General features: G+C 65.8%; 15 protein-coding genes and 1 pseudogene. 8 read left to right on the top strand and 8 right to left on the bottom strand.

What is annotated here, in order from left to right:
- The 5 genes and pseudogenes from BRAS3809_RS22230 to BRAS3809_RS22250 form a co-directional block, all read left to right on the top strand.
- Positions 1–224, top strand: a pseudogene (locus BRAS3809_RS22230) (hypothetical protein); the annotation flags it as partial.
- A 155-nt stretch (positions 225–379) separates the two neighbouring features.
- Positions 380–2020 carry a phosphoglucomutase (alpha-D-glucose-1,6-bisphosphate-dependent) gene (gene pgm, locus BRAS3809_RS22235; RefSeq protein WP_008964287.1) on the top strand — a complete coding sequence of 547 codons (1641 nt, stop codon included), beginning with the start codon at positions 380–382 and terminating at the stop codon, positions 2018–2020.
- A 239-nt stretch (positions 2021–2259) separates the two neighbouring features.
- Entirely contained in the window at positions 2260–3498 is a 1239-nt protein-coding gene (locus BRAS3809_RS22240; protein ID WP_008964289.1) for a lytic murein transglycosylase, read from the top strand.
- A 27-nt stretch (positions 3499–3525) separates the two neighbouring features.
- Positions 3526–3756: a tautomerase family protein gene (locus BRAS3809_RS22245; protein WP_008964290.1), complete on the top strand. Its 231-nt coding sequence runs from the start codon at positions 3526–3528 to the stop codon at positions 3754–3756.
- 105 nt (positions 3757–3861) lie between these two features.
- Entirely contained in the window at positions 3862–4629 is a 768-nt protein-coding gene (locus tag BRAS3809_RS22250) for an SDR family NAD(P)-dependent oxidoreductase (protein ID WP_008964291.1), read from the top strand.
- Positions 4630–5035: 406 nt separating this feature from the next.
- On the opposite strand, the gene BRAS3809_RS35080 is transcribed toward BRAS3809_RS22250, so the two are convergent.
- Positions 5036–5905 carry a GAF domain-containing protein gene (locus BRAS3809_RS35080; protein WP_170323316.1) on the bottom strand — a complete coding sequence of 290 codons (870 nt, stop codon included), beginning with the start codon at positions 5903–5905 and terminating at the stop codon, positions 5036–5038.
- Between the two features lie 456 nt (positions 5906–6361).
- Between BRAS3809_RS35080 and BRAS3809_RS22255 the strand changes: the two genes are divergently transcribed.
- On the top strand, positions 6362–6865 hold the full coding sequence (locus tag BRAS3809_RS22255) for a DUF1993 domain-containing protein (RefSeq protein WP_035657621.1): 504 nt from the start codon (positions 6362–6364) through the stop codon (positions 6863–6865).
- Between the two features lie 327 nt (positions 6866–7192).
- Here BRAS3809_RS22255 and BRAS3809_RS22260 read toward each other — a convergent pair whose 3' ends face one another.
- From BRAS3809_RS22260 to BRAS3809_RS22275, 4 genes are read right to left on the bottom strand one after another with little or no spacing between them, the layout of a single operon-like run.
- Entirely contained in the window at positions 7193–8143 is a 951-nt protein-coding gene (locus tag BRAS3809_RS22260; RefSeq protein WP_008964295.1) for an ABC transporter permease, read from the bottom strand.
- Between the two features lie 13 nt (positions 8144–8156).
- A complete protein-coding gene (locus BRAS3809_RS22265) occupies positions 8157–9140 on the bottom strand; it encodes an ABC transporter permease (RefSeq protein WP_008964296.1) in 984 nt (327 codons plus the stop codon).
- Positions 9141–9144: 4 nt separating this feature from the next.
- A complete protein-coding gene (locus BRAS3809_RS22270; protein ID WP_008964297.1) occupies positions 9145–10614 on the bottom strand; it encodes a sugar ABC transporter ATP-binding protein in 1470 nt (489 codons plus the stop codon).
- Between the two features lie 39 nt (positions 10615–10653).
- A complete protein-coding gene (locus BRAS3809_RS22275) occupies positions 10654–11679 on the bottom strand; it encodes a substrate-binding domain-containing protein (RefSeq protein WP_008964298.1) in 1026 nt (341 codons plus the stop codon).
- Positions 11680–11967: 288 nt separating this feature from the next.
- Between BRAS3809_RS22275 and BRAS3809_RS22280 the strand changes: the two genes are divergently transcribed.
- The gene (locus BRAS3809_RS22280) at positions 11968–13065 is read left to right on the top strand and encodes an alkene reductase (RefSeq protein ID WP_008964299.1); all 1098 of its coding nucleotides are present in this window, start codon (positions 11968–11970) and stop codon (positions 13063–13065) included.
- Between the two features lie 266 nt (positions 13066–13331).
- Here the strand turns inward: BRAS3809_RS22280 and BRAS3809_RS22285 are convergent, their stop codons facing one another.
- Entirely contained in the window at positions 13332–15707 is a 2376-nt protein-coding gene (locus BRAS3809_RS22285; protein WP_008964300.1) for a TonB-dependent receptor, read from the bottom strand.
- A gap of 347 nt (positions 15708–16054) precedes the next feature.
- On the opposite strand from BRAS3809_RS22285, the gene BRAS3809_RS22290 reads away from it, so the two are divergent.
- A complete protein-coding gene (locus BRAS3809_RS22290; protein ID WP_008964301.1) occupies positions 16055–16690 on the top strand; it encodes a response regulator transcription factor in 636 nt (211 codons plus the stop codon).
- A 117-nt stretch (positions 16691–16807) separates the two neighbouring features.
- Here the strand turns inward: BRAS3809_RS22290 and lanM are convergent, their stop codons facing one another.
- Both lanM and BRAS3809_RS36750 read right to left on the bottom strand, forming a co-directional pair.
- Entirely contained in the window at positions 16808–17203 is a 396-nt protein-coding gene (gene lanM / locus BRAS3809_RS22295; protein ID WP_035657625.1) for a lanmodulin LanM, read from the bottom strand.
- Between the two features lie 330 nt (positions 17204–17533).
- Positions 17534–17674 (bottom strand): hypothetical protein, encoded by a 141-nt coding sequence (locus tag BRAS3809_RS36750; protein ID WP_170323317.1) that lies wholly within the window; start codon positions 17672–17674, stop codon positions 17534–17536.
- Positions 17675–17687: the final 13 nt, after the last annotated feature.

Raw genomic sequence — 17687 nt, forward strand, 5'->3', positions numbered from 1 at the left:
GCGCCGGCATCCATCGCAGCCCGGAGGGCCATGCGGTGGCGGTGCTGATGGAGGGGACCGGCTCGGCCGTCATGAAGAACGGCGCGCCCGCCGTGTCCGAGGCGACCGGCAAGGTCGCGTTCAAGCTGGCCTCCGGACGCTTTGCGGCGCTGGCGGGCCGCACGGCGAACTTCACCGCCCGGCTGGTCGGCCCGGGCCACCTCGTCTACGAGCTCTCGGATTGACCGCGCGAGCCGGCGCGCGACCTCTCACGAAATCCGTTGATCGGATCAGCGCCCGCCGCCATGTTGGCGGCCGAGGTCGTCCCGTTCCTGCCGCTCATGGCCGGGCGGAACGAAGCGGCGCTGCCGATGTTTTTCGAACTTGCGAAGGATGCTCCATGGCCAAGACAGACCCCGCTGCCGGCAAGCCGATCGCCAATGCCGCGCTCGCCAACATCCCGCGGCTGATCACGGCCTATTATGCGCTGAAGCCCGATCCGCACGAGCCGACCCAGCGCGTCGCCTTCGGCACCTCGGGCCATCGCGGCTCGTCGCTGAAGACCGGCTTCAACGAGAACCACATCCTCGCCACCACGCAGGCGCTGTGCGACTACCGTCGCCAGCAGGGCCTCGACGGCCCGCTGTTCGTCGGCATCGATACGCACGCCCTGGCCGAGCCGGCGCTCGCCAGCGCGCTGGAGGTGTTCGGCGCCAACGGCGTCGATGTCATGATCGACAAGGACGGCGGCTATACGCCGACGCCGGTGATCTCGCACGCCATCATCTCCTACAACAAGGGCCGCACGGCGCATCTCGCCGACGGCGTCGTCATCACGCCGTCCCACAATCCGCCGGAGGACGGCGGCTACAAATACAATCCGCCGCATGGCGGCCCCGCCGACACCGACGCCACCGCCGAGATCGAGCGCCAGGCCAACGTCTATCTCGCCAACGACCTCGATGGCGTGTCGCGCATCAGCTACGCCCAGGCCAAGCAGCGCGGCTCGGTGCATGCGCACGACTACATTACGCCCTATGTCGCCGATCTCGCCAACACCGTCGATCTCGATGCGGTGAAATCCGCCGGCATCAAGATCGGCATCGACCCGCTCGGCGGCGCGGCGATCGCCTATTGGGCGCCGATCATCGAGCGCTACGGCCTCAACGCCACGATCGTCAACGATCTGGTCGACCCGACCTTCCGCTTCATGACCGCGGACTGGGACGGCAAGATCCGCATGGACTGCTCGTCGCCCTACGCGATGGCCAGCCTGATCGGCATGCGCGAGCGCTTCGACGTCGCCTTCGCCAACGACACCGATGCCGACCGCCACGGCATCGTGACGCGCTCCGGCGGGCTGATGAATCCGAACCATTATCTGGCGACCGCGATCGCCTATCTGTTCACGCACCGGCCCGACTGGCGCGGCGATGCCGCCATCGGCAAGACCATCGTCTCGAGCTCGCTGATCGACCGCGTCGCCAACAAGCTCGGCCGCAAGCTCGTGGAGACGCCGGTCGGCTTCAAATGGTTCGTCGAGGGCCTCGGCTCCGGCAGCTTCGGCTTCGCCGGGGAGGAAAGCGCCGGCGCCTCGTTCCTCAAGCGCGACGGCACGGTGTGGACCACCGACAAGGACGGCCTGATCCTCGGCCTGCTCGCCGCGGAGATCATGGCCAAGCGCGGCCGCGATCCGAGCGAGCTCTACAAGGAGCTGACCGCCGAGCTCGGCGCGCCGGTCTATGAGCGCATCGACGTGCCCGCCTCGCCGCCGCAGAAGGCCGCGCTGAAGGCGCTGACGCCGGACAAGCTGAACCTGACGGAGCTCGCCGGCGATCCCGTCCGCATCATCCACACCAAGGCGCCCGGCAACGGCCAGTCGTTCGGCGGCATCAAGGTCGAGACCGACTACGGCTGGTTCGCCGCCCGCCCGTCCGGCACCGAGGACGTCAACAAGCTCTATGCGGAGAGCTTCCGCGACGCCGAGCATCTCAAGCGCATCCAGAGCGAGGCACAGGCGGCGCTGGCACGGGTCGGATAACCTGGACGGTGGATGCGCGCTCGGCCGGTACGGCAGAGGACGCAGTCGCCACGCCGCCGATCACATCGACAGCCCTGCCGCGGCCGTTTCCCTTTTCGCCCCAGTTCGGATATCGATGGAGGCACAAGGGATTAGACAGCGATCGGTGAGACCGGATGCGAACCTCTTCCACTGCCTTGCGCGTCACTTTCAGCGCGCTCGCAACCTCGTTGATGCTGGTTGTCAGCGCGGCGGCGCAAATGGCGCCGGAGGCTACGGCGCCACGGCCGAAACCGGCGCCGTCGATGCGCGCCGCGGCCTGCCATAACGGCCAGAGCTTCGACCGCTTTCTCGCCGAGCTGAAGCAGCGCGCGGTGGCCGAGGGCGTGTCGCAGCGCGCGATCGCCGCCGCCTCGCCCTACCTCACCTACGACCAGGGCATCGTCAACCGCGACCGCGGCCAGCGCGTGTTCGGCCAACTCTTCACCGAGTTCGCAGGCCGCATGGCGGCGGTGTACCGGATGCAGAACGGCCAACAGCACATCAAGGCGCACGCGGCGGCGTTCGCGCGCGCCGAGAAGGAGTATGGCGTGCCGCCGGCGGTCATCGCCGCGTTCTGGGGCCTGGAGAGCGACTTCGGGTCCAACATGGGCAATCTGCCGGTGCTGCCGTCGCTGGTGTCGCTGGCCTATGACTGCCGCCGCAGCGAGCGCTTCCAGAACGAGACCGTGGCCGCGCTCAAGGTCATCGACCGCGGCGACCTCACGCCCGCAGAGATGATCGGCTCCTGGGCCGGCGAGCTCGGCCAGACCCAGTTCCTGCCGACGCACTATGTCACCTACGCCGTCGACTACGACGGCGACGGCCGGCGCGACCTCTTGCGCAGCGCGCCCGACGTGATCGGCTCGACCGCCAACTACATCGCGACCGGATTGAAATGGCGTCGCGGCGAGCCGTGGCTGGAGGAGATCCGCGTGCCCCAGACCTTCCCCTGGGAGCAGGCCGATCTCACCGTCAAGGCGCCGCGCAGCAAATGGGCCGGGCTGGGCGTGACCTATGCCGACGGCCGGCCGCTGCCGAACGATGCGCTGGAGGCCTCGGTGCTGCTGCCGATGGGCCGCAACGGCCCGGCCTTCCTGGCCTATGCCAATTTCGCCGCCTACACCGAATGGAACAACTCGCTGATCTATTCGACCACGGCCGCCTATCTCGCCACCCGCATCGCCGGCGCGGCGCCGATGCGAAAAGCCGGCGGTCCCGTCGCCCAGCTGCCGTTCAACGAGATCAAGGAGCTGCAGCAGCTGCTGGTCAGGGCCGGCTTCGACGTCGGCAAGGTCGACGGCGTGCTCGGCCAGCAGAGCCGCACGGCCGTCAAGACGATGCAGCTGCGGCTCGGGCTGCCGGCGGATTCCTGGCCGACTGCCGAACTGCTCGCGCGGATGCGCGGCAACAGCCCGCGCGCGCAGGCCGCGCCGGCTGCGGCCACCGCCACGCGCTGATCCAACAACCGCCAGAGGACAACGGCTGTGCCCCACGTCATCGTCAAGCTCTATCCCGGCAGGTCCGAGCAGCAGAAGCAGGCGCTCGCGAAGGCCCTCACCCAAGCGGTGATGCACACGCTCAACTCCGCCGAGGACTCCGTCTCCGTCGGCATCGAGGATGTCGCCGCGAACGACTGGACGGCCAAGGTGTACCGGCCCGACATCGTCGACAAGGCCGCCACGATCTACAAGAAGCCCGGCTACGAACCGCAATGAGCTGATGGTGCCATGAGCGGCCGCCGGGCGTTGTGATCGACCGCCGCCTGCGACCGGCTCGATGCGGCGACGATCTGGCACCTGACACGTTCGGAGGATCAGCGCATGGCCATCGTCTTCATCACCGGCAGCACCGACGGACTCGGACGCGCCGCCGCGCAATCGCTGCTCGATCGAGGGCATCGCGTGGTGCTGCACGCCCGCTCCGCCGATCGCGCCGCCGCGCTCGGCGAGTTCGGCTCGCGGGCGGCCGGGATCGCGCTGGGCAATCTCGGCAGCGCCGCGGAGACGCGCCGCATCGCCGAGCAGGTCAACGCGATCGGGCGCATGGACGCCATCATCCACAACGCCGGCGTCTATTCGCAGCCGGATCGCGGCGCGACTCGGGAAGGGCACGCCATCACTCTCGCCGTCAACACGCTCGCGCCCTACATGCTCACGGCCTTGATCGAGCGCCCGGCGCGGCTGGTGTATCTCAGCAGCGGGCTGCATCGCGGCGGCGAAGGCTCGCTCGCCGATCTCGACTGGACGAAGCGGCCCTGGGATTCGGGGAAGGCCTATGCCGAGACCAAGCTGCACGTCGTGGCCCTGGCCTTCGCGCTGGCGCGGCGCTGGCCAGGCGTGTTGAGCAATGCCGTCGACCCCGGCTGGGTGCGCACGCGCATGGGCGGAGCCGGCGCCCCCGTCGACATCGATACCGGACAGCAAACCCAGAGCTGGCTCGCGGTGAGCGACGACCCCGAGGCCCTGGTCAGCGGCCGCTACTGGCATCACCTTCGGCAACCGGAGCCGGCGCGCGAGGCCACCGAGCCGGCGTTCCAGGACGCGCTGATCGCCAGACTGGCGGACCTGACCGGAGTGCCGCTGCCGTAGCGCGCTCGGACCGAGGTATGCAGCTTCGTAACCGTGGACCAACAGGTAATAGCATTGATTCAGGAAGGTAATGCCCCCGCTATGTAGTGCAACCAAGAAAAACTCTATGTCGGCGTACCCCCTTGGATTGGGAGCATCCGCAGCGAGCGTTTTGATCCAGTTTCGCCTCTCGAAACGGCCGTCACCTGACTTCGAGCAATGAACCGCGCCACGATTCTTCAGCAGCAATGATTTCTGCGCGCCCTATGACTTACGTCAAACTTCCACCTCCGCAGAAAGCCAAAGCAAGTCTCCGTTGTCGCCTGTGCTTGAACCATGTCATTCATCGGCCGATCTCAGCCGTTGCGCAGGCCAACAGAAAAATTTGACTGAGCCAAAACTGCTGCCCGCGGAAGCTCACGCTCCTTTAAATTCCGAGAGCAGCACGACAAGCAGAGATTACCGCTGACAAATTTCCAATCGCCACATTAATTGCGCCAGACAGCGGGGCAAGCACAGCTACTGATACCGGAATCGCTCCGAGCTTTGAGATTCCCCAAACGAGCTTTGTCGTTTTTGAGATCGAGCCATTTACGACATCAAGAGTTCTGTTGTACTCCTTCAAGATGGCTCGTAACCGCTCGAGCATCGCCACGTGTTCGCGGGTCAGCAAGGGACTGTCATGAACTCGGGCGCCAGCATCAGCCGTCACCCGAATTGCTTCGACAACATCCGAAGACATCGGCAATCGGGTCTTATTACCGGCGACACTCGGATGGGTATCTGCTCCTACGCATCCATCAAGGATCTCAACAACGTTCATCAACGCCGAACGGCTTGGAGAAAGCTCGGCAATCTCCGCAGCCGCAGCTGCGCGCTTTTGTCCGGCCGACGATCGGTGTTTTGGACTGCGTGGATCTAGCTTGCCACTGGCGATCAACTCCGCGACGGCCATAGCCGCCGTTTGTACAGCATCGATTTCTCCTTCGTCGTAGACGCTAGGCACATTCCTGACGGCAGAGATCACGCCGAGGAGCTTTCCGGCCCGGAGAATCGGTATGGCTAAGATGTTATGATTTGGGGGCAGCCGATGAGTTGGACGCCCCTCAGTATTTGAGAGGCAAAGAGGCTGCTGCGAACGAGCTACCTCATTGATCAATTCAATTGAAATCGGGCGTCGCCGCGACCTTGTTGGGTCAACAGCGGCGAGTTGTAGTCCGCCTTCTGATCGACTCACGTAAATTTCAAGGACCTCCGCTTCGAGAAACGACCGTATGAGTAGCGCGATCTTACTCATTTGAACCCTTGCAGGATCCGATCGCGCAATCACCCCTCGAATTTCTCGCATTAGCAAACGTGAGCCTTGCACGCGCTTTTGGGCCATCGATCCCGCCCCCGAGTTATCTTATGACAATTTAACGCAAGAGTAGTATTTTGGCGAGATGCGCCAACCCATTTGAATCGGGCGATTGTATTGAAAACCGTTGTTCGGGAGCATCAATCGGAGACACGGTCTCCAGACGTGGTGCGATATCGAAGCGAACTGGCACCAAGCAAGAACACGGGTAAGACCGCACACCGTCCCGTGTCGATGCGCCTCCTAGATCGGGCACTTCCGGAGGTTTCAGCGGCTCGTTCGCAGCCGCCACGACCGTTGCAACGCAGTGCGAAGATGCAGTTGCATTTTCCTAGGCACCGCCCCATCTCGGGACCACGCAAACATTGCGCCGTCTCCTCCTTCAGCGAGAGCATCATGTCCTTTTACGACTCGACCGTGCCGGCCTACCTCCAGATCCTCGGCAGCCTCTCGGGCCTGCTCAGCAAGGCGGAAGCCTATTGCGAGGCCAAGAAGATCGCCCCCGAGGTGCTGCTCGGTGCGCGGCTTTATCCGGACATGCTGCCGCTCTCCCGGCAGATCCAACTCGCCTGCGACTTCGCCGCGAAGGGCTGCGCGCGGCTGACCCACAGCGAGGTCCCCAGCACGCCCGACACCGAGACGACCTTTGCCGAGTTGCGCCAGCGGCTCGCCAAGACGGCGGATTACCTGAAGACGTTCACGCCCGCGCAGTTCGAGAGTGCAGACGGCCGCGACGTCACCTTTCCGAGTGGACCGAGCACCTCCGTCACCTTGAAGGGGCAGGATTTCGTCAACCGCGTCTCGTTTCCGAACTTCTACTTCCACGCGGCCATCGCGCACGGCATTCTCCGCCACAACGGCGTCGAGATCGGCAAGCGGGACTTCCTGGGCGTCGCCTGAACTGGGCTCACGCTTCAGCGGATGCCCGCGCGAAGGAACGCGGCGTTCCGTCCGCGAGCTGCCAGTTTGTTGCTCCGTCATGCCCGGGCCTGTCCCGGGCATCTACGTCGTTCTCAGCATGCTGGACGACGTGGATGGCCGGGACAAGCCCGGCCATGACGGCGTGGCAGCGGACGGGCGTACCAACTCCGACAACCAAATGCGATGGCTTCTGCCTCGGCGGGCGGTCCGCTGCGGCTCATGGCGACTCGTCTTCCTCGCACTAACAAACTCCTGAAATCGCGCCGTTCGCGGCGAAATGGGCCATTCAGTCTCGCGAGAAGACATTCACCGCTCCCGCTTCGTTCCGCCCGCCGCCGTGATCACCGCGACGATGATCAGCCCGGTCAGCAGCAGACGGACGCCGGCGCTGACGCCGAAGGTGTTGAGCATGGTCAGCAGCAGCACCAGGAACAGCGCGGCGCCGAACAGGCCGGGAATATTGGCCTTGCCGCCCGCGACCGAGGTGCCGCCGATCACGACGACGGCGATCGAGGCGAGCAGATATTCGTTGCCGATGTCGACATTGGCGCCGCGGAAGTAGCCGGCCAGCAGCGCGCCATTGATGCCGCCGAGCGTGCCGCACAGCACGTAGGTGGCGAAGCGCACCCGGTTGACGGCGATGCCGGCCAGCCGCGCGGCTCGCATGTTCTGGCCGATCGCCAGCACCGACCGGCCGAAGATGGTCCGCTGCAGCATCACATGCGCGCCGATCATGAACAGCACAGTCAGCACGGCGAGCAGCGGGATGCCGAACAGCTGGATGTTGGTGAAATCGGCGAAGCCCGGCGGCGGCTTGATCTGCAGCCCGCGGCCATAGCTGATATCGATCGACTGGATGACGAAGCTCGCCGAGAGCGTGGCGATGATCGGCGGGATCCGCAACGCCCAGATCAGGAGATAGTTGGCCGTGCCGATCGCGGCGCCGCAGGCGAGCGCGGCAAGCAGACCGAACGCGATGCGCTGGTCGTCGCCGGCCATGACCGTCATCGCCACCGCACTGGCCAGCCCGATATTGGCCGGCAGCGACAGGTCGACATTGCCGGGACCGAGCGTGATCACGAACATCTGGCCGACGCCGACCACGACCGTGAACACCGCGAGCGACAGCGCCGCCGTCAACATGCCGCCTGCGCCGGTGCCGCCGGTGAAGGTGATGGCGGCCAGCCACACCGCGAGCGCGCCGATGAACGACCAGATCCACGGCCGGGCGAGAACGCCGGCGAGCGTGCCCTTCATGGCGGCGCATCCTTCATGGCTGCGCATCCTTGCGGCTGATCAGCACGCGCGCGGCGAGCACGACGATCAGGATGGCGCCGTTGGCGGCGACCTGCCAGTCCGGCGGAATCCGCATGAAGGTCAACAGCGGCGACGCCGCCAGCGCCAGGGTCAGCGCGCCGATGACGGCGCCGATCGGCGACACGCGGCCGCCGATGAACTCGCCGCCGCCGAGGATGACGCCGGCGATCGACAGCATGGTGTAGCCGTTGCCGATATTCGCATCGGCCGAGGTCGTGGTGCCGATCAGCGCGAGGCCCGACAGCACGCCGAACAGGCCGGCACAGGCGAACAGGGTCATCTTGGCCTTCAACAGCGACCAGCCGGCCCGGCTGATCGCCAAGGCGTTGCCGCCGGAGCCGCGCAGGATGGCGCCGTAGGACGTGCGCATCAGGCCGACATAGGCGACCGCGGCGATCACGACCGCGGCAAGGATCGGGAACGGCACGAGCGGCGGCTTGAGGCGCATGATCTCCAGCAGCCAGTCCGGCGCCTTGCCGCCGGGCTTCGGCAGCATCAGGACGGCGAGTCCCTGCCAGACGAAGCTCATGCCTAGCGTGACGACGATCGACGGCAGGTTGCGCAGATGGATCAGGGCGCCGAGCGCGGCGTAGACGGCGATGCAGCCGAGCAGCGTAACGATCCCGAGCAGCGGGACGTCGCGCAGCCAGGTCGCGGTGACGCAGCCGACGAAACCGACGAACGCGCCGATCGACAGATCCAGGTCGTTTCCGGCGATAACGAACATCTGCGCGATCGTCGCCAACGCGATCGGCACGGCGAGATTAAGCATCAGCGTGAAGCCGAAATAGCTGATGGCGCGCGGATTGAGCCAGGCGATGCCGATCAGCACGAGCGCGAGCGACAGCGCCGGCAGCAGCGCCCGCAGCAGCCGCGGCACGTTCGGAGCTCCGATCAGGGGCAGGCCGCGCCTGTCCGGCACGCTCAGCGAGGCCATGGCGTCAGCCCGCTTCGGCGAAGGAGGACTGGATGACCTTCTGCTCGGTCAGCTCGTCGCGGGTCAGGTCGGCAACGATCAAATCGTTGCGGAACACATAGACGTGGTCGCATTGCTTCAACTCGTCGAACTCCGTCGTGTACCACAGGAAGGTGCGGCCGGCGTCGGCCTCGGCGCGAATGAGCTCATAGACCTCGAGCTTGGTCCCGACATCGACGCCGCGCATCGGATCGTCCATCAGCACGATGCGCGCATCCGAGCCGAGCGCGCGGGCAAACAGCGCCTTCTGCTGATTGCCGCCCGACAGCGAGAGGATGTTGTTGTCGATGTCGGGGGTCCGTATGCGAATCTTGTCGCGCCAGTGCATGGCGAGCTCATACTCGCGCCGGGCCGAGATCAGCAGGCCGCTGCGCAGGCTGTGCAGCGAGCGGACGCCGATGTTCTCCGCGATCGACCACAGCGGAAAGATGCCGTCGGCCTGACGGTCACCGGCGACCAGCGCGACGCTGGCCGTGACCTCCATGCCCGTCGTCGCGCGCGTCGCGGCGGCGAAGATCGACAGCAGCAGGCTGGTCTGGCCGTGGCCGGCGAGACCGGCGAGCCCGATGATCTCGCCCTCATGCGCGACCAGCTCCCCGGCTCCGTTCTGGCGCGCCGGCCGGGCGCGTACGCGCAACGGCGATTGGCCGCGGCGGCGTTCGTGGCCGGCCTCGACGTCGCGGGCGTGGACCTCGACGTCGCCCATCGCCGCGACCAGCCGGTCGCGGTCAAACGCCGCCGCAGGCGCGTCGGCGACCGTGGTGCCGTCGCGCATCACCACGATCCGATCGCAGTTCGCGATCACCTCTCCCAGGAGATGCGAAATGAAGATGCAGCTGATGCCGTCGCCGACCGCGCGGCGGACGAAGCCGAGCAGCTGGCCGGCGGTGTGCGCGTCGAGCGAGGAGGTCGGCTCGTCGAGGATCACCAGCCGTACCGGCTCGTCGGTCACGGTGAAGGCGCGCGCGACCTCGACCATCTGGCGGCGGCCGATCGGAAGATCCTGCACCAGGTCGGATGGCGCGATGCCGTGGCCCGGGAAGATCGCGTCGAGCTTGTCGAGGATCAGCCGGCCGGCCCTGCGCCGCCAGGTGAAGCCGGTGAGCGAGGGATGAAAGACGCGGGTGTTCTCGGCCACCGTCAGGTTGGGACAGAGCGAGAGCTCCTGGAATACGCAGCGAACGCCGAGCTGCTTGGCCGTCCCCGGCGCGTAGTTCGCCGGCACCGCGCCGGCGATCGCGAGCTGTCCGCGATCGGCCGTGGCAGTGCCGGCGAGGATGTGCATCAGCGTCGACTTGCCGGCGCCGTTGTGGCCGACGAGCCCTAGGCATTCGCCCTGTGCGAGCGCCAGATCGACGCCGCCGAGCGCGCGGACGGCGCCGAAATATTTTTCGACGCCGCTCAGCCTCACCAGCTCAGGCCGCGTGTCGGTCATCCGGCCCCTGTGCTCGCGAACAGCACGCGCGTTCAGCCGTCACTTCATGTTGGCCTTGATCGCAGCAACCGCTTCGGCCTGGGTATATTCGTGGCTTGCCACGCCGCCCTTGGGGATGTTGGGCAGCTCGGTTTCGAAATTGTCCTGAGTGAAGGCGAGATAGGGCACCAGCAGGTCGTGCGGAATCGACTTGTTGCCGTCCAGCACCTGCTGCGCGACCCAGAACGCCAAGGTCGAGACGCCCGGCGCGATCGAGGCGGACCACGTCTTGTAGCCGTCCTTGGCCTTCTGCTCTTTCCACCACTGCAGCTCGTCCTGGCGATTGCCCATGATGATGGTGGGCCGCGGCTTGCCGGCGGCGGCGAAGGCCTGCGCCGCGCCGTAGCCGTCGCCGCCCTGGTCGACCACGCCGACGATGTCGGGCAGCGATGGCAGCACGGTGGCGACCGCCTTCTGCGCCGTGGTCTGGTCCCAGTCGCCGGTCACCGAGCCGACGATCTTGAATTCGGGATGCGCCTTCACGCCTTCGAGAATGCCGGCATGGATCGCTTCGTCGATCGAGGTGCCGGCGAGGCCGCGGATCTCGAGCAGATTGCCGCCCTTCGGCTGGAACTTGGCCATCTCCTCGACCTCCTGCCGGCCCATCGCCTTGAAGTCGACGACGACGCGATAGGCGCAGGGCTCGGTGACGATGCCGTCGAACGACACCACGACGATGCCGGCATCGCAGGCCTGCTTCACGGCACCGTTCAAGGCGTCCGGCGAGGAAGCGTTGATGACGATCGCATCATAGCCCTGCAGGATCAGGTTCTGGATCTGCGCCGCCTGGGTCGGCACCTCCTTGTCGGCAGTGGTGAAGATGTCGGCCGCGGCGACGACCTTGTCGGCGACCGCCTTCTTGGTGACGATCTCGTAGCTCTTGAGCATCGCCTGGCGCCAGGAATTGCCGGCGTAGTTGTTGGAAAACGCGATCTTTTTGCCGCTGGTGTCGGCCAGCGCCGAGTTGGCGATGATGGTGCTGCTGAGGGCGGCGCAGACGGCCGCGATGGCGATGCCGGACTTCATGGATTCACCCTCCCCTGCGGCCGTCATGCGGTCCGCATTATTTTTTCAAAGCGTCTGAGTGGCGCACCTCAAGATACCGTTGCGGCTCTGGTTCCACAAGCTGCGCGCATCCCGCGCGATGTTCCGTCAGTCTCATTCTGTCAACTTCGGCACCAGCCGGAGCGCCATCGGCGAAAGGCCCTGCGCGGCTTGCGCGGAACCCACCCGCAATTTTGAATGGCTCGGGGCATTGTGCCGTCTGCGGCAATGCACAATTCACCCTCACCTGTCCCCTCAAGGAAAGCGCAGATGAGCACGTCGAAACTGTTCGAGCCCACCAAGCTCGGTCCGATCACCCTGGCCAATCGCGTCGTGATGGCACCGCTGACGCGCAACCGCGCCGTCGAGGGCCTCGCCCCGGGTCCGCTGACAGCCACCTACTACGCGCAGCGCGCCAGCGCCGGGCTCCTGATCTCCGAGGCCAGCCAGGTGTCGCAGCAGGGCCAGGGCTATCAGGACACGCCCGGCATCTATTCCAAGGCGCAGATCGCCGGCTGGCGCAAGGTCACCGACGCGGTGCACGCCAAGGGCGGCCGCATCTTCATCCAGCTCTGGCATGTCGGCCGCATCTCGCATGTCTCGCTGCAGCCCGGCGGCGGCGCGCCGGTGGCCCCCTCGGCCATTGCCGCCAAGACCAAGACCTTCGTCGGCGGCGCCTTCACCGACGTCTCGACGCCGCGCGCCCTCGAGCTCGCCGAGATCCCCGGCATCGTCGAGGCGTTCAAGCAGGCCGCGCTGAATGCGATCGAGGCCGGCTTCGACGGCGTCGAAATCCACGGCGCCAATGGCTATCTGCTCGACCAGTTCGCCAAGGACGGCGCCAACAAGCGCACCGACGCCTATGGCGGATCGATCGAGAACCGCGCCCGGCTGATGATCGAGGTCGCGAAGGCCGTCTCCGGCGCTGTTGGCGCCGACAAGACCGGCATCCGCCTGTCGCCGGTGACGCCGGCCAACGACATCACCGATTCCAATCCGCAGGCGCTGTTCGACTATATCGTCGACCAGCTCAACGCGTTGAAGCTCGTCTACATCCACGTCATCGAGGGCGCCACCGGCGGGCCGCGCGACGTCGCGCCGTTCGACTATGCCTCGCTGCGCAAGCGCTTCCACGGCACCTATATCGCCAACAATGGCTACGACCTCGCGCTCGCCAACACGCAGCTCGACGCCAACGCCGCCGACCTCATTGCCTTCGGGCGTCCGTTCATCGCCAACCCCGACCTGGTCGAGCGGCTCAAGACCGGCGCGCCGCTCAATGAGCTCGATCGCGCCACGCTCTATGGCGGCGGCGAGAAGGGCTATACCGACTATCCGACGCTTGGGTCCGCGCAAGCTGCGGAGTGATCGTCGTCCCGTAGGGTGGGCAAAGCGCCGCCGCCAGGCGGCGCGTGCCCACCATGCATCGGTGCACGCGGTGGGAATGGCGGGCACGCGCGGGGCAGCTCGGGTAACACTCTGGTTCGTTGGCGCGCCTTTGGCCGCCCTACGCTCGGACGATGCGCCGGGCACGACCAGCGGAAGACAGACGAAAGGCCGGGATTTCTCCCGGCCTTCTTGCCACGGCGGGGGCTTTCCGTGGCGCGGCGCTGACGCGCCCTTGATCGGCTTGCTCAGAATTTCGCGCGGATGCCGGCATAGGCGGCGAGCGGCATGCCCGGCACGACGCTGCGCGGGTCGTTGAACGCGAAGGCGTTGCCGCCGCCGGCAGTGTTGAAGCCGCCCGTATTGAACACCGTGCCGGACGAGTAGTAGCGCTGGTTGAACAGGTTCTGGATCAGCCCGAACACCTCGACATTCTTGGTGACCTGGTACGACGTGTTCACGTTCACGACCCAGTAGGACGGGACCTTCGGATAGACGTTGGTCTCATCATGCAGCAGATACTGGCTACCGACATAGTTGAAGCTGGCGCCGACCTTCCAGTCATCGGTCACGGCGTAGTCGGCCCCGAGCTTCAGGCGGTGCGCCGGGATGCCGGGAATGTGGTTGCCCGGGACGACTCCGACAGGAGCCTGCAGGAACGGATCATTGACGTCGAAGGCGCTGCGGAAGGTCGCATCGATGAAGGTGTAGTTGGCGTAGGCCGTCCAGCGGTTCCAGTTCAGGTCGAGCTTGGCCTCGACGCCCTGGCGCAGCGTGGTGCCGGCGTTCTTGAAGTAGCCGCGCACCGGGTTGGCCGGATCGACGACCTGGATGATGTCGTCGGAATTCTCGGTGCGAAACAGGCTGAGGCCCCACCGCAGCTTCCAGCCGTCATCGACCGACACCGCCTTGATCGGCGCCTTGCGGTAGGGCGGCGGCGCCGCGGCATCAGCCGACGAGCCGCCGGAGATCTCTCCGCGCAGACCGCCCTCGATGGTGCGCGACACCACCTGCTTGAGCGGCGGATCGGCGATCAGGAAGTTATCGATCAGGCAGGGATTGTTGGGATCGGAGCAGCCGAGCTCCAGCGGCGTCGGCGCGCGGTTGGCCTCGGAGTAGCCGGCATAGCCGGTGATGTTCGGCGTGAACTTGTAGGTGAAGCCGGCGACCGGATTGAAGCGCTGGAAGTTGTTGTTGCTGTTCAGCAGCGGCAGGTTACCGCCCAGGTCCCGCAGATTGATCTGGGCCCAGTTGAAGCGACCGCCCGCGGTGAAGGCCAGCTGCGAGGTGATGTCGAAGGTGTTGGTCGCGTACAGGCCGAGATAGGTGTTCTTGGCGTTCAGGTTGACGGGCGCGAGGCCGGCGGCCGGCTGATCGATGAACACGCCGAGGCCGGTCACGAACAGATTGTTGTCGATGGTCCCGAGCTCGGAGGTCGCCGCAAAGTTGGTGTTGCCGTGGTCGACGCTGGCGCCGACGACGAAATGGTTGTCATGGCCGAACAGCTGCGTCGTCGAGGTCGCCTGCACCGAACCGCCATAGCTGTCGGTCTTGACGGAGTTGCGGTCGATCTGGCCGAGGATGGCATCGCCGGCCAGCGTGTTGGCGACGGGGCCCGCCCGGTTGATATCGAGCAGAGTGCCGGTGGCGTCGGCGATCCCGAACACGCCGCCATTGTCCTGCACCTCGGTGCCGTTGCCGTCGAAGCGCGCCGACTTGTAGTTCCGATAATAGCCGTTGGCCTGGACCGACAGCGTGTCCGTCGGCTTCCATGTCGCGCTGGCCTGCACCATCTGCATCTGCAGATGCAGCGACTGCGGCCAGGTGTAGACGCTCGACCAGCGCTGGTTCAGCATCTCGATCGGCGTTGCGGCCACCGAACCGAGCTTGTTGTCGGCGCCGGTGAACGACAGATGGAATTCGGTGGTGTCGCCGCGCGCGCCGAAATCGGCATACATCCGCCGGATCTGCGAGGCCGAGGAGTGGTCGCGCCAGCCGCGGTCATAGGCGCCCTCCGCGGCGATGTAGGCCGAATAGGTGCCGTTGTTCCAGCCATATTGCGCGCCCGACTGGATGCGGCCGAAGGAGCCGCCGAACAGCTGCGCTTCGCCGCCCTGGTAGGTGAAGCCGTTCTTCATCTCGATCGACAGCGCGCCGCCGGTGGCGTTGAGGCCGAACAGCGGGTTGTTCGGCATCAAGGTCATGCGCGCGATCGCCATCTCCGGGATCAGGTCCCAGTTGACGACGTCGCCGAACGCCTCGTTGATGCGGGTGCCGTTCTGATAGACCGCGATTCCCTGCGGCGTACCGAGCACGGGCGAAGCGGTCTGGCCGCGATAGTTCACGTCGCGCTGGAACGCATTGCCGGTCTGATCGCCGAGCGAGACGCCGGGCACCGATTGCAGGATATTGTCGAGCAGCGACGGCGCGCGCGTATGGTCGAGCTCGCTGGCGCCGACGGTCTCGACATTGGAGGGGATCTTGTCCTTGGCGATCTCGCTGCCCTGCACCGGCGAGACATTGACGACATCGAAGGTCGGCAGCGCATCCTGCGCATTTGCGGCCATGGGCAGCAACGCACACGTCGCGAGAAATGCGCTCTTCAGCGCCGAGAGTCTGGTCAAGACGTCCCCCAGTTTTCTTGTCGACCAGCTCAGGCCCTGCTCGCGCCCCCGGAGCCCACCCGCGCCGAAGCCGGCCGATTTACCCGTTTACCAATGCTGACATTGGTAAACAGCGGCAGACGTCGCCGCAACGGGCAAATTTCTTCGAGGCCTAGGGACATTCTTCCCGGATCCCGAAAGAGGCGACCACTTGGTCAGCATATTTCCCAGCGCGAGCCGCATTGTTGCACCCGATGGTGGTTTGCAAGTAGCAAGATGTCAAAACTCACACATGCGGACGGGATGCCAGCGGCGGCACTCCGGTTTTGCAGGCGCAGCATTGGCCGAGAGAACGAAATCTGAGTCGCATGTATCGCGTTCTGCTCGTCGATGACCATCCGGTCGTGATCACCGCCTGCCGCTCGCTGCTGAACGCGGCCGGCGTCGGTTCCCTGTCGGATGCCAACGACGCCGAGAGCGCCTATGCGGCTTTCGTCCGCGACAGGCCGGACGCGGCGGTCGTCGACCTTCGTCTCAAGGGCGACGATCTCGGCGGCATCAGGCTGATCGAGCGCATGCGATCCCACGACCCCCAAGCCAGGATCCTGGTGTTCAGCATGCTCAACGATCCGCGCATCGTCCGATTGGCGATCGATGCCGGCGCCAGCGGCTATCTGCTCAAGGACGCCCCGCCCCAGGAGCTGCCGAAGGCGCTGGAACAGGTCCGCGCCGGCAGCACCTACCTCGATCCGCAACTGGCGACCCGGATCGCCCTGCTGCGCGCCGATACCGACGGCCGAGCCGAGGCGGCGTTGACGCCGCGTGAACGGGAGGCGCTGGCGTTGCTCGCCCAAGCTAAATCCTATCAGGCCATCGCCGACCAGCTCGGGATCAGCTACAAGACGGTGATCAATCTGACCTACCGTCTGCGACAGAAGCTCGGGGCCCGCAGCCTGCCGGACCTGGTGCGCCTTGCGGTGGAGATGTCGCGGCCGGGCGTGTGATCGGCCGACGTCGCCCGCTGAGCACCCGGCTCCGAGCTCATAGCTGAAAGGGCCCGCGACGCTCTCCCGCCGCGGGCCCTCATCGTCTCGTCGGCCGGTCCGATCCCGAGCCGCGCCCTATTTCAGCAGCTTGGCAACGGCCTTCAGCTCTTTCGAATCGAGCGTGCCGTCATTGTCCGGATCGGCGGCCTTGAAGCGGCCCTCGACCAGCGCGAGATACTCGTCCTTGGTCAGGGTGCCGTCATTGTCGGGATCAGCAGCCTTGAGGTCCTTGGCCGACACCCGGCCACGCAGCTCCTTGGCGTCGAGCGTGCCGTCGTGGTCGCGATCGAGCTTGTCGAACAGCGCGGCCGCGGCGGTGCGAACCTCGTTCATGTCGGCGGTGCCGTCCTTGTCGGGATCGATCGAGGTCAGCAGCTTGGAAGAGGCCGGAGCACTGGTCGCCAGCGTCGACGTGCCGACGATCGCGGCCATGCCGACGGCGGCCGCCGTCATCATCAGTTTCCAGTTCATCGATTTGATCCTTTGTCTCCGCCGTCCGGTCGGGGCAGCGATGAAGCGTGCGGTCAACAACGTGCGCGTGCGCAACCGGTTTCGAGCTCAATGCGACGCGCCCGGATTCACCTAGGTGAGAGGCTGTGATTTCGCAAGTGCAGAAACGACAGAACCGGGGCGATGCAGCAATGAGAACCTCGGTCCATGTCGACCGAGCTGACACACGAGGCAAGGGGCGCATCCAATTCTCGATTGGTGCGGCGATCGGCCACCCATGTTGCATCGCATGTTTCTCGCTCTGTGACCTCAATGTGTTCGCGGCCGCCACATTCGTCGCCGTGCTGAGATTCATTCGCGAATCGTGCGCCACAATGTCTCGGTCAAAACCTCCCGCTCGGCTTGCCAAAACATCCCTATCGCCGCCGATACGCGCACTGCGTCGACAAATGCGGCAATCGACAACTCATCGATTCCCGACTGCGTCACCATTCGGCCGACACCG

The organism is Bradyrhizobium sp. STM 3809, assembly GCF_000239795.1.
GTDB lineage: Bacteria > Pseudomonadota > Alphaproteobacteria > Rhizobiales > Xanthobacteraceae > Bradyrhizobium.